The organism is Streptomyces sp. NPDC001617, from assembly GCF_053596855.1.
Window position 1 is genome coordinate 1 of record NZ_JBSFHA010000154.1, and the last position, 12,065, is coordinate 12,065.

At 69.7% G+C, this 12,065-nt stretch carries 10 protein-coding genes and 2 tRNA genes; 6 read left to right on the top strand and 6 right to left on the bottom strand.

All coding sequences use genetic code 11. The annotated features are described in order from the left end of the window. The 5 genes from ACWC09_RS51185 to ACWC09_RS51205 all read right to left on the bottom strand — a co-directional run. Positions 1–1,601: nitrate- and nitrite sensing domain-containing protein (locus ACWC09_RS51185; RefSeq protein ID WP_450859037.1), on the bottom strand; the 1,601-nt coding region annotated here is incomplete at its 3' end. Between the two features lie 387 nt (positions 1,602–1,988). Continuing rightward, positions 1,989–2,564, bottom strand: coding sequence for a GTP-binding protein (locus ACWC09_RS51190; RefSeq protein WP_450859039.1), 576 nt, complete (start codon positions 2,562–2,564; stop codon positions 1,989–1,991). Next, positions 2,545–2,940: a DUF742 domain-containing protein gene (locus ACWC09_RS51195; protein WP_016432454.1), complete on the bottom strand. Its 396-nt coding sequence runs from the start codon at positions 2,938–2,940 to the stop codon at positions 2,545–2,547. The genes ACWC09_RS51190 and ACWC09_RS51195 overlap by 20 nt, the downstream gene beginning before the upstream one ends. 111 nt (positions 2,941–3,051) lie before the next feature. After that, a complete protein-coding gene (locus ACWC09_RS51200; RefSeq protein ID WP_005479910.1) occupies positions 3,052–3,465 on the bottom strand; it encodes a roadblock/LC7 domain-containing protein in 414 nt (137 codons plus the stop codon). A gap of 9 nt (positions 3,466–3,474) precedes the next feature. Then, on the bottom strand, positions 3,475–7,320 hold the full coding sequence (locus ACWC09_RS51205; RefSeq protein WP_450859041.1) for a nitrate- and nitrite sensing domain-containing protein: 3,846 nt from the start codon (positions 7,318–7,320) through the stop codon (positions 3,475–3,477). Positions 7,321–7,896: 576 nt separating this feature from the next. Between ACWC09_RS51205 and ACWC09_RS51210 the strand changes: the two genes are divergently transcribed. From ACWC09_RS51210 to gltX, 3 genes are all read left to right on the top strand, one after another. Continuing rightward, positions 7,897–8,085 carry a hypothetical protein gene (locus tag ACWC09_RS51210; protein WP_450859043.1) on the top strand — a complete coding sequence of 63 codons (189 nt, stop codon included), beginning with the start codon at positions 7,897–7,899 and terminating at the stop codon, positions 8,083–8,085. A gap of 148 nt (positions 8,086–8,233) precedes the next feature. After that, positions 8,234–9,019 (top strand): fumarylacetoacetate hydrolase family protein, encoded by a 786-nt coding sequence (locus ACWC09_RS51215; protein WP_450859045.1) that lies wholly within the window; start codon positions 8,234–8,236, stop codon positions 9,017–9,019. After that, positions 9,003–10,487 carry a glutamate--tRNA ligase gene (gltX, locus tag ACWC09_RS51220; protein ID WP_450859047.1) on the top strand — a complete coding sequence of 495 codons (1,485 nt, stop codon included), beginning with the start codon at positions 9,003–9,005 and terminating at the stop codon, positions 10,485–10,487. The genes ACWC09_RS51215 and gltX overlap by 17 nt, the downstream gene beginning before the upstream one ends. Positions 10,488–10,545: 58 nt before the next feature. Here the strand turns inward: gltX and ACWC09_RS51225 are convergent, their stop codons facing one another. After that, positions 10,546–10,830 (bottom strand): hypothetical protein, encoded by a 285-nt coding sequence (locus ACWC09_RS51225; protein WP_450859049.1) that lies wholly within the window; start codon positions 10,828–10,830, stop codon positions 10,546–10,548. Positions 10,831–10,865: 35 nt separating this feature from the next. Here ACWC09_RS51225 and ACWC09_RS51230 point away from each other — a divergent pair, with 35 nt between their 5' ends. The 3 genes from ACWC09_RS51230 to ACWC09_RS51240 all read left to right on the top strand — a co-directional run bounded on the left by ACWC09_RS51230 (position 10,866) and on the right by ACWC09_RS51240 (position 11,873). Beyond that, positions 10,866–11,597 (top strand): HAD family hydrolase, encoded by a 732-nt coding sequence (locus ACWC09_RS51230; protein WP_450859051.1) that lies wholly within the window; start codon positions 10,866–10,868, stop codon positions 11,595–11,597. A gap of 91 nt (positions 11,598–11,688) precedes the next feature. Further along, positions 11,689–11,760: transfer RNA gene (locus ACWC09_RS51235), tRNA-Gln, on the top strand. Between the two features lie 40 nt (positions 11,761–11,800). Beyond that, a tRNA-Glu gene (locus ACWC09_RS51240) sits at positions 11,801–11,873 on the top strand. The last annotated feature ends 192 nt before the right edge of the window (positions 11,874–12,065 follow it).

The window sequence follows — 12,065 nt, forward strand, 5'->3', positions numbered from 1 at the left end:
GCGAGGTGGTCCAGGCGGAAGAGGTTCTCCAGCTGGTCCGGGTCGGCCTCGTTGTTCTCCAGGTCGGTGATCAGGGTCAGCTGGCCCTCGATCAGCGACTGGTTGCGGCGCGAGAGGTTCGTGAAGATCGCGTTGATGTTGCCCCGGAGCAGAGCCTGCTCGGAGGCGAGCCGGACCGCCTCGCGGTGGACCTGGTCGAAGGCGCGGGCGACCTCGCCGATCTCGTCCTTGGTGGTGATCGGGATCGGGGCCACCCGGGTGTCGACCCGGCCGGGGTCGGTGCGGGAGAGCTGGTCGACCAGCATCGGCAGCCGCTGCTCGGCGATGCCGAAGGCGGCGTTGCGCAGCTGGCGCATCGCACGGGACATCTGGCGGGCGACCGCACCGGCCAGGATGAACGCGAGCAGCAGGGCCACGATGACGATGGCACCGGTGATCAGCGCGTCACGCTTGGCGTTGTCGGCGATGGTCGACGCCTCGCTCACCGCGGTGTCGGCCTTGCTCTTCTCCAGCTTGCGGTACGCGTCGAACTTGAGGGTGGTGACACCCCACCAGTTCTGCGCGGTGATGCCCTCCTCGGCCAGCGCCTCACGCGCGGCCGGGTCCGTCGTCTGCAGCTGGGACATGCCCACGATCATCTGGGTCGGGTCGGACGGCGGCGCCACGTACTTCTTACCCGCGGCGGCGGCCTGTGCGGCGGCCTGCTTGGCCATGGCCGCGCCGTCGGCCTTGATCTGCGTCGTCGCCGCCTGCAGCTTGGCGAGGTCCTCGTCGGTGCCGCCGGCCTGGTACTCCTGCAGGGCGATGCCCTCCAGGTAGGCGTACGAGGTGAGGGCGGTGCGCTGCAGGGCCAGGTCGCTGTCCTTGGGACCCGGGTTGACCAGCAGGTGCGTGCCGATGGAACGCTCCAGGGAGAGCGCGCCCTTGGCGAGTGCGATGGCGTAGACCGAGCGGCCGTAGCTGGTGATGTTGCCGGTGCCCAGGCCGAGCTCGTTGGAGAACTCGAGCAGCGGGTGCTCGATGTCGACGTACTTCTCTTCGGTCTGTACGCCCTTGTACTTGGAGGTGTACGCGTTGGCGCGGATCGTCGCCAGCTCCGGCTCCACCTTGCGGAAGCGCTCCAGACGGCGGACCAGGTTGGGCCGGTCCGGCATCTTCTGGGCGGCCACGTCGAAGGCGTCGGCGGCCTCGTCCGTCTGTTTGCGGAGCTTGGCGACCAGGGCCTTGTCGGCGGCTGTCTCGCTCTTGCCCTTCAGCAGCGGCGCGGCGGTCGTGTCCCGCTCGACCAGGACCGCGTTGCTGTACGTCAGCGCGGCCTGCACCAGGCGCGCGGTGTTCTCCGCGTCCTGGGCGTCCTGCCAGGTGTCGATGGAGTTCTTCACCTGGAAGCCGCCCATGACGAGGCCGACGGCCACGGGTATGAGCAGGATCGCGTTCAGCCGGGTCGGCACCCGCCAGTTGCGGGGCGAGAAACGGCCGCCGCTGGAGGCGGGCGCGGCCGTCGGCTCGGATCCGGGCACAGGGGCGGGCGCCGCTCCGCGCGGCGGCGGGGTGAAGTTGCCCCGCGCCGACGGCTCGGGACCGTTCTTGCTTCGCCTCACTCGACCAACAACCTCTCGGCGGCGGGCACCAACGTTGTGCCGCAGTGTCTCAGAGCCCAGTTCGCCACTGAGTACGCAGTACTACTGAGTACGTCTTTGACTATTGGGCAGTTCAGGCATTCCAGCACGACGACCTGCGCTCTTCCAAACAGTGGAAAGCGAGGATTCCGTGTGATGTAAGCCCCAGATAAAACGGTCATAAAGAGCGAGCCCCGTCAAAAGACGGGGCCTTTGTGTGCGCAGCGACACCAGTTGGCAACGACCCGTGGCCGTACCACCCGATTCCTCTGCCGAAACGTTATGAACACCGGGGCCGACCGTGTCAAAGGCCACAGCCGGCTCCGATGCGTCTACGACAACTGCCGTACTGCATGGCTGACTTGAGTGCTATCGCAGCCGTGCCATGAGCGCGTGCTCGACCAGCGTGATCAGCGCGCTCTTGGCATCGGACCGGTGGCGGGCGTCAGTCGTGATGATGGGGGTGTCGGGGCCTATCTGCAGGGCCTCGCGCACCTCCTCGGGCTGGTACGGCTGGTGCCCGTCGAAGCCGTTGAGGGCGACGACGAAGGGCAGGCCGCTGTTCTCGAAGTAGTCGACCGCCGGGAAGCAGTCGGCCAGGCGCCGGGTGTCCACGAGCACCACCGCGCCGATCGCACCGCGTACCAGGTCGTCCCACATGAACCAGAAGCGGTCCTGACCCGGCGTACCGAACAGGTAGAGGATCAGGTCCTGGTCGAGCGTGATACGGCCGAAGTCCATGGCCACCGTGGTGGTGGTCTTGTCCCCGGTGTGGGTGAGGTCGTCGATGCCCGCCGAAGCGGAGGTCATCACGGCCTCGGTGCGCAGCGGGTTGATCTCGGAGACGGCGCCCACGAACGTGGTCTTGCCGACACCGAAGCCACCCGCCACCACGATCTTCGCGGAGGTGGTCGCCCGCCCGCCGTCAGAGCTTGCGAAGTCCACTGAGCACCCTTTCGAGCAGTGTCACGTCCGGCGCACCGGTCGTCTCGTCGCCACCCGGCTGGTGGATCGCGACGAGCCCGGCCTCGGCCAGGTCCGCGACGAGAATGCGGGCCACGCCCAGCGGCATGGCCAGAAGCGCCGACACCTCGGCCACCGACTTCACCTCACGGCAGAGGTGGCAGATGCGCTGGTGCTCGGGGAGCAGCCCCATGAGTGCTGCCGGGTCGGCCGTGGTGCTGATCAGTGCCTCTATGGCGAGCTGATAGCGCGGCCGCGTCCGGCCACCGGTCATCGCGTACGGACGAACCAGTGGCTGGTCGCCCTCATCCTCGTACGGCTCCGCGTACGGATCATGAGAGGCGGTGGGCGGGGTCATGAATCCTCCGGGCGGGACAGCAAGTCGGTCGGGCAAGCCGTCTGACGGGGCCGGTGGGGGGACTGTGGCGGCCTGACGGTGATGTGGTGAGGCGAGTGGTGCCGGTGAGGGTCAGTGGAGCAGACTGCCTTGCAGTTCGGCGCGCAGGTCGGGGGTGAGCACGGCGCCCGCCCGATCGACCAGCAGCGCCATCTCGTAGCCCACCAGGCCGATGTCGCACTCGGGGTGTGCGAGCACGGCCAGGGACGAGCCGTCCGATACGGACATCAGGAACAGGAAGCCCCGCTCCATCTCGACGACCGTCTGCGCCACGTCGCCGCCCTCGAAGATCCGGGAGGCCCCGGCCGTCAGCGAGGTGAGCCCGGACGCCACGGCCGCCAGCTGGTCGGCGCGGTCACGTGGAAAGCCTTCGGACATCGCCAGAAGGAGTCCGTCGGCGGACACGACGACGGTGTGGGACACCCCGGGGGTGTTGTCCACGAAGTTGGTGATCAACCAGTTGAGGTTCTGTGCCGCCTGGCTCATCTGGCTCAACTATCGCTCCTGCTGGTGAGTGGGGCTGGGGAAACTGCCCGTCTGGCCGGTGCCGGCCTGACGACCCTGTGCGATGCCCCGACGGAGATTGGTCAGCCGGCCGCGTACGTCGTCAGGCGCACGCGAGACCTGCGGACCGGCTTGGTGCTGTTGCTGCTGAGCCGTGCCCGGGACGAGGTTCGCCCGGGGCACCCGGCGCGGCAGACCGGAGGTGGTGACGCCGCCCGCGGCCGGCTGCCGGACGCGCTCCGCCTGCCGAACGAGATCGTCGTTCGGAGAGGTGCGCCAGGAAGAGGTCTGGGTCGCGGGACGCTGGGGGGCCGCGGGAGCCTGCGGCTGCTGCGGCGCCGGTGCGGAACCGTTGCCGTTGCCGTTGCTCTGCTGGCCGTTGGGTCCGCCGTGGAACCAGTTGGTCTCGAGCGTGTCGTACAGCGGGGTACGACCGTCACCCGGGCCGGACGCCGGCGGCAGGGCCTCGGGCTCCTGACGGACGGCGGGCCGCTGCTGCGGACGCGGCGGGATCGGCGGACGCGGGGCGCCGAAGCCGGCGCCGCCGTTCTGCGGACGCTCGAACTGCCCGTTGCCGTTCGGGTTCGGACGGCCCGGCAGGGAGTGCTGCCCGGTCGAGCCGGAGTCGTAGCCCGGCGTGGCGAACTGGCCGGTCGAGCCGGAGTCGAAGGCCGACGGGCTCGCGAACTGGCCGGTGTTCGCCGGGTTGCTGGGGTTGTGCTGGCCGTTCGGGCTGCCGAAGACATCCGAGCGGACGAACTGCCCGGTGTTCTGCGACCCGTTCGCACCCGGCTGCGGAACGCCGAAGTCCTGACGCGGGAACTCACCCGTGCTCGACGGGTCGGGGCGGCCGAACTGCCCGGTGTTCTGCGGCGAATCCGCGCCCGGACGGGCGAACTGGCCCGTCTGCTGCGGGTTGGCGCCACCGAAGTCGGGACGCGGGAACTCGGACGTGGAGCCGGGGCTCTGACGGTCGTCGTTCCGCGGGATCGCCGGCATCTCGGAGGTCGCGTCGATCCGCGGCATCCGCGAGGTCTCGTCATGGCCGCGCGGAGTGTCGAGCGAGGCGCGCGGCACCGGCGGCTGCGCGTTCTCGTCGCTCCAGCTCGGCGTACGGGGCTGCTGGTCGCCGCCCGGCAGCTCGGCCCGCGGACCACCGCGGCCGTACAGCTGCGGCCGCCGTCCACGCCGGCCGCCCTGCTCCTTGCCGGAGTTGTCGGCCGGGGGCTGCGGCGGTACGGCGCCACGAGCGCCGCCGAAGCTGTCCTGACCCGGGCCGCCCAGGCCGGCGGCCTGCAGACCCTGCGGCGCGCCCGGCGCCTGGCCGCCGAATCCGGCACCGGCGCCCGCGGGAGCCGGCCGACCCTGCTGCCCGGCCGGGGACTGCGGTCCACGCGCACCACCCGCCGCACCCGGACGGCCGTTGCCGTTCCCGGCACCCGGCAGTGCGGCCCGCGGCCCCTGACCGGCCCCGAGGCGACCGCCGGAGGGCGCACCGGCACCGAGCGCACCGCCCGGAGCACCACCGGGCGCGCCCGCACCGAGGGCGGGACCGCCCGGCGCACCCGCACCCGCGGCGGCCTGACGACGAGCCGCGGCCACACCCGCGGCGGCCTGCGCGGCGGCCGGACCACCGGAGGCACCGGCGCCCTGACCGGGCTTGCCCTGCGGCTTCTTGCCGCCCTGGGCGACGTCCACGGGCAGCATGACCAGCGCGGTCGTACCACCGGAGTCGGACGGGCGCAGCTGGATACGGATGCCGTGGCGCTGGGACAGCCGGCCGACCACGAACAGACCCATGCGGCGGGAGACGGAGACGTCCACGGTGGGCGGCGAGGCGAGCCGCTCGTTGATCGCCGCGAGGTCCTCGGGGGAGAGGCCGATACCGGTGTCGTGGATCTCGATCAGGACGCGACCGTCGGGCAGCGCGTGACCGGTGACCTTGACCTTGGTCTGCGGCGAGGAGAAGGAGGTGGCGTTCTCGAGCAGCTCGGCGAGGAGGTGCACGAGGTCGTTGACCACACGGCCGGCCACTTCGGTGGTCGGCACGGCGGCCAGCTCGATGCGCTCGTACTGCTCCACCTCGGAGGCGGCGGCGCGGAGCACGTCGACCAGCGGGACCGGACGGGTCCAGCGGCGGCCGGGCTCCTCACCGGCGAGAACCAGCAGGTTCTCACCGTTACGGCGCATGCGGGTCGCGAGGTGGTCGAGCTTGAACAGCGAGGACAGCTGGTCCGGGTCGGCCTCGCGGGACTCCAGCTCGGAGATGAGCGAGAGCTGGCGCTGGATAAGACCCTGGGAGCGGCGCGAGAGGTTGGTGAACATCGCGTTGACGTTGCCCCGCAGCAGGGCCTGCTCGGCGGCGAGGCGGACCGCCTCGCGGTGCACGTCGTCGAAGGCCGCGGCCACCTGGCCGATCTCGTCCCGGGAGTGCACACCGACCGACTCGACGGAGGTGTCGACGTCCTGCGGGTCCGACTCCGACAGCTGCTTGACCAGCTCGGGCAGGCGGTCCTGGGCGACCTTGTTGGCGGTCTCCTGCAGGCGGCGCAGCGAGCGGATCATGGACCGGGCGATGACGAAGGCGCCGACGAGGGAGACGCCGAGCACGAGCAGGATCAGCGCACCGGAGATGATCGCCTCGCGCTCGGAGGCGGAGCGCAGCTCGCGGGCCTTCTGCTCCATGTCCTCGAGCAGCGTGTGCTCGATCTTCTTCATCTGCTCGATCTTGGTCGAGCTGTCGTCCACCCAGTCCTGGTACGACCGCTTCGGCAGGTCGGCCAGACCGCCCTGCGAGGCGAGGGCACGGCTGGCGTACTTGTCGCTGGCCGTGATCGTCGCGTTGTTGTCCTCGATCGGCTTGAGCAGCGAGGCGGCCTTGTCGGTGCCGTAGATGCCCTTGAAGCTGCGGATCTCGGACTTCTGGCTCTCCAGCGCCGACTGGGCGTAGAGCCGGTCATTCGACGACAGGTCGCCGGTGGTGGTGTTGTTGGCCGGCAGGGCCGCCGCGAGGACCGCGCGCTGCATGGACGCGTATTCCTTGGCCGTGGAGAAGGCGGCCAGGGAGCGTGTGCGCTGGATCATCTCGGGGTTGCTGGTGGCCTCCGCCATGTCCTGCGAGAGGTCCAGCAGGTGCGTGATGAGGCGGTGGTAGGCCTCGACCGTCTGGGTCGAGTTGCCCTTGGCCTCGTACGCGGTGGAGCGGATCTGGGTCAGCAGTTCGAGGTCGCTGACCACACCCACCAGGCTCTCGCGCACGCCCTGGAGCGAGCCGTCCTTCTGGGAGGTGTCGATCTCCTCGGCGGCGTCGATGAAGTTGGTCTCGGCACGGTCCGTCTTGTCCCGGTAGCCCTTGACCGTGTAGTCGCTCGCCTTGGAGCCGTGCGCCAGCGGACCGGCGGACTGGTCGCGCTCCTCCTGGAGCGCGGCGGCCAGCTCGGTGGCCTGCTTGGTCATCTCCGTCAGCAGCTTCATGTTGTCGAGCTGCTGGATGTCGTCCATGTTGTCGCTGATGCGCAGAGCGCCCAGCGAGGTGGCCGCCACGACGGGGAGCGCGAGCAGCGACACAAGGCGCGTGGAGATACGCCAGTTGCGCAGCGCCACGCGCGAGCCGGGGCCGCTCGGAGTCTTGGGCGGCTTGGCCGCCGGAGCGGGGGTCGGTGACCCGGGAGACGCGGACGCGCCGGGGCGCCCGGAGCGCTCACCGCCGTCGCCGGTCGGGGCCGGACCCGGGTTCTGGGCGTGCTGGGGCGCGGAACTGCCCTTCATGGGGCCTGTCCCGCCTTGCGGCTCCGGCTCCGCCGAAGCGCTGCCATCCCTCTTGAAACGTCCCTGCACTAGCGTCGCAACCTCTGGACCAGGCGCCCCTCCGCGTGAACGGAAAGACACGGTGTCGGCGTTGTTAGGGAGCGCCCTGAATACGCACCCCGGTGGTCGTGAGTGACCGGCGCTGGCTCCCCCTGTCTCGCCGCCACGCGGCGCTGCTTCGCGCCCCCTGTGCGCCGGCTCGATCCTGCGGCGGTCCGTGGCATTCCAGCACAGTGCCGGATCTCCAACAAGGCTCATGGGCCGAGCCGTGACCTACGTGACAGCACGTGAGTGTCGAGTCACCGGACGTAGAAAGGGAACTCCCTTATACAGGACGTATGCCCGCGAGTCGCACGGGATCGGGCGGTGTCCCAGTCGCCATGATCAGGAGCGGAATGATGGCTTCAGGGGTGCAATGTCCGTTTCGGCGGGATGAGTTGTGGGCCTGAATTGACCGGTTTGCCCGCGGACCCGTGAGCAAACTCACATGCCGATCAAGGGGTCTTCGCGGCTTGGGCAGGGAATTGCATGTTTAGCCTGACGCTTTACAGAACGCAGGAAACTGCCAACTCCCGCCCACGACTGACGACAGGGTCGAGTACAACCGTGAAGACGACGATGATGTTCCGCAACATAGCCAACCCGCGCCGCACGACGCTGGCCCACCTCGAGGAGGCCGACGCGCTGCAGGTCCCGGAGCAGCCGGAGCACACCCTCGATCTTCCCACCCAGACCGCCAACCCCAAGCGCACCGTCCTCGTCGAGGCCCCCGTCACGGCCTCCGTCGCCCAGTAGTACGCGCGCCGGCGGCTGATCATTCAAGCCACCTCCCACATGATCCCTCAGGACGCCCCGGCGCCGTAATGCGCAAGTCGGCGGCCCTCTCGCGCGTTAGCCTGGAGCGTCAGACTCCAGCCGGCTCAAGTGAGGGGCGCAGGATCCCGTGCGCATCGCCAGGTTCTCCATCGACGGGAACGTCGCCTTCGGCGCGGTCGAGGGCGACAAGCCGGACGAACTCGTCCTCGACATCATCAAGGGCATCCCGTTCGCGGACTTCGAGCTCTCCGGTACGAAGGTCCCGGTGAGCAAGGTGAGGCTGCTGCCGCCGGTGCTTCCCAACAAGGTCGTGGCCTTCGGCCGCAACTACGCGGAGCACGCGCGCGAGCTGGGCAACGAGGTGCCCGACGCGCCGTTCGCCTTCTTCAAGCCGTCCACCTCGGTGATCGGCCCCGGCGACGAGATCCAGTACCCCTCCTTCTCCGAGGAACTGCACCACGAGGCCGAACTGGCCGTCGTGATCGGCCGGATGTGCCGTGAGGTCCCGCGCGAGCGCGTGGCCGACGTGATCTTCGGCTACACCTGCGCCAACGACGTCACCGCGCGCGACGTGCAGAAGCGCGAGAAGCAGTGGGCCCGGGCCAAGGGCTTCGACACCTCCTGCCCGCTGGGCCCCTGGGTGGAGACCGACCTGGATCTCAAGACCGCCTCGGACCTGACCGTCCAGCTCACGGTCAACGGCGAACAACGCCAGCTCGGCCGTACCAGCGAGATGATCCACTCCATCGAGGACCTGATCGTCAACATCTCCGAGGCCATGACGCTGCTCCCCGGCGACGTGATCCTCACGGGCACCCCGGCAGGCGTCGGACCGCTCACCGTCGGCGACGAGGTCGCCGTCACCATCGAAGGCATCGGCACTCTCACCAACAAGGTTGTCAAGCGTGGCTAGCGCACCCGTCCGCGTACGTTTCTGTCCCTCGCCCACCGGTAACCCCCACGTGGGCCTGGTCCGCACCGCCCTGTTCAACTGGGCCTTCGCCCGTCACCACCAGGGCACGCTCGTCTTCCGCATCGAGGACACCGACGCGGCCCGCGACTCCGAGGAGTCGTACGGCCAGCTGCTCGACGCGATGCGCTGGCTGGGCTTCGACTGGGACGAGGGCCCGGAGATCGGCGGCCCGCACGCGCCCTACCGCCAGTCGCAGCGCATGGACATCTACGCCGACGTCGCGGCCAAGCTCCTCGCCGCCGGCCACGCCTACCACTGCTACTGCTCCCAGGCGGAGCTGGACACCCGCCGCGAGGCCGCCCGCGCCGCCGGAAAGCCGTCCGGCTACGACGGCCACTGCCGCGACCTGACGGACGCGCAGGTCGAGGAGTACCGGGCGCAGGGCCGTACGCCGATCGTCCGCTTCCGCATGCCGGACGAGACGATCACCTTCACGGACCTGGTCCGCGGCGAGCTGACGTTCACCCCGGAGAACGTGCCGGACTACGGCATCGTCCGGGCGAACGGCGCCCCGCTCTACACCCTCGTCAACCCGGTCGACGACGCGCTGATGGAGATCACACACGTCCTGCGCGGCGAGGACCTGCTCTCCTCCACCCCGCGCCAGATCGCCCTCTACAAGGCGCTGATCGAGCTGGGCATCGCGAAGCGGACCCCCGAGTTCGGCCATCTTCCCTACGTGATGGGGGAGGGCAACAAGAAGCTCTCCAAGCGCGACCCGGAGTCCTCGCTCAACCTCTACCGCGAGCGCGGCTTCCTTCCGGAGGGCCTGCTCAACTACCTCTCCCTCCTTGGCTGGTCGCTCTCGGCGGACAAGGACGTCTTCACCGTCGACGAGATGGTGGCGGCCTTCGACATCGCGGACGTGCAGCCCAACCCGGCCCGTTTCGACCTGAAGAAGTGCGAGGCGATCAACGGCGACCACATCCGGCTGCTGGACGTCAAGGAGTTCACCGAGCGCTGCGCCCCCTGGCTCCAGGCCCCGTTCGCCCCCTGGACCCCGGAGTCCTTCGACGAGTCGAAGTGGCAGGCGATCGCCCCGCACGCCCAGACCCGCCTCAGGGTCCTCTCCGAGATCACGGACAACGTCGACTTCCTGTTCCTCGCCGAGCCGGTCTTCGACGAGGCCTCCTGGACGAAGGCCATGAAGGAAGGCTCGGACGCCCTCCTCCATACGGCCCGCGAGAAGCTGGAGTCGGCCGACTGGACCTCCGCCGAGGCCCTCAAGGAGGCCGTCCTGGCCGCGGGCGAGGCCCACGGCCTGAAGCTCGGCAAGGCCCAGGCCCCGGTCCGCGTGGCCGTCACCGGCCGCACGGTCGGCCTGCCGCTCTTCGAGTCCCTCGAGGTCCTGGGCAAGGAGAAGACGCTGGCCAGGATCGACGCGGCACTGGAGAAGCTGGCGGCGTAGGGCACGCACGTGTGAGGGGCGGCCACCGGGTCACCGGGGCCGCCCCTTCGGCGTGGATTCAGACGGCGTCGGCCTCATCGATCAGGTACGTGAACTCGTCGAAGATCTCCAGTACCACGACAACCATGATGGCCCCCGCGACCATGTACTCCAGCATCACGCCGGGGGCCACGTACGCCTTTCGCAGGTGTTCGTCGGGGCCGAGTTGCGCTGTCGCAGCCTTGCGGAACGGGTCACGTGCCAGTACCCGCACGGCCCTGTCCAACTGGGCTCGACGCTCGCCGGGCAGACCGTCGTACGCCGCACGGGCCTCGACGGTGAACTGGACGCGGTACTCGCTCATGTCCCCAGTGTGCCAGCCCGCGATACCGTCGGGACATGAGCATCCGAGCCGTGGTCTGGGACGTCGACGACACGCTCTTCGACTACAGCGGAGCGGACCGTGCGGCCATGCGGGCGTACTTGGCGGTCGACGGGCTGCTTGACGAGGGTGGCGCCGTGGAGGAGGCGCTGGAGCGGTGGCGGGTGGCCACCGAGCTCCAGTGGGCACGGTTCTCGGCCGGGGAGATCTCCTTCGAGGGGCAGCGGCGGGACCGTGTGCGGCTGTTCCTCGGACGGGAGCTCACCGACGACGAGGCCGACGACTGGTTCCGGCGCTACAAGACGTACTACGAGGCCGCCTGGGCGCTCTTCCCGGACGTCCTGCCCGTGCTGGACGCCCTCGCCGCCAGCCATCGGCACGCCGTGCTGTCCAACTCCAGCCTCACCGTCCAGGACCGCAAGTTGCGCGCCCTCGGCGTCCACGACCGCTTCGAGGCCATCCTCTGCGCCGCCGAACTCGGCGTCTCCAAGCCCGAGGCCGGCGCCTTCCTCGCCGCCTGTGAGGCGCTGGGCCTCGCCCCGCACGAGGTGGCGTACGTCGGCGACCACCCGGAGATCGACGGACGGGGTGCCGCCGACGCCGGACTGCTGTCGGTGTGGATCGACCGCGGCGGCGCGCACATCAGGGACGACGTACCCGCAGGCCCGCACCGGATCGCCTCCCTCGCCGAACTCCCCGCCCTGCTCGGCGCGGATACCCGTTTTGGAGCCCCGTCCACCTTCGGGTAATGTTCTTCCTGCGCCGCCGGGGAGCGGGCCGAAAGGCCGGGAACCGGAGGAGCAAACTAGAACAAGATCCCCGCAGGGGCTTGCGTTCCAGTGGCCTATGGTGTAATTGGCAGCACGACTGATTCTGGTTCAGTTAGTCTTGGTTCGAGTCCAGGTAGGCCAGCTCGCAGAGCTCATCTGCGCCGCGGAGACCATTCCGCAAAGCCCCCGTTGTGTAGCGGCCTAGCACGCTGCCCTCTCAAGGCAGTAGCGCCGGTTCGAATCCGGTCGGGGGTACAGATCCTTCCCGTGAGGAGAGTTCGGGTAGCTCCCCCTCGCCTCACGTGGACAACATCCGGCTACCGCCGGGTGGGGATCGCCAGGGCCCCCGTTGGCCGGGTGGCGGGGGCGGCCGCGACGGCGCGCAGGGTGTCGCCGAGCGCCGCCTCGGCCAGGGCCGCGGCCTCGGCGGGGCTGAACGGCGGGGTG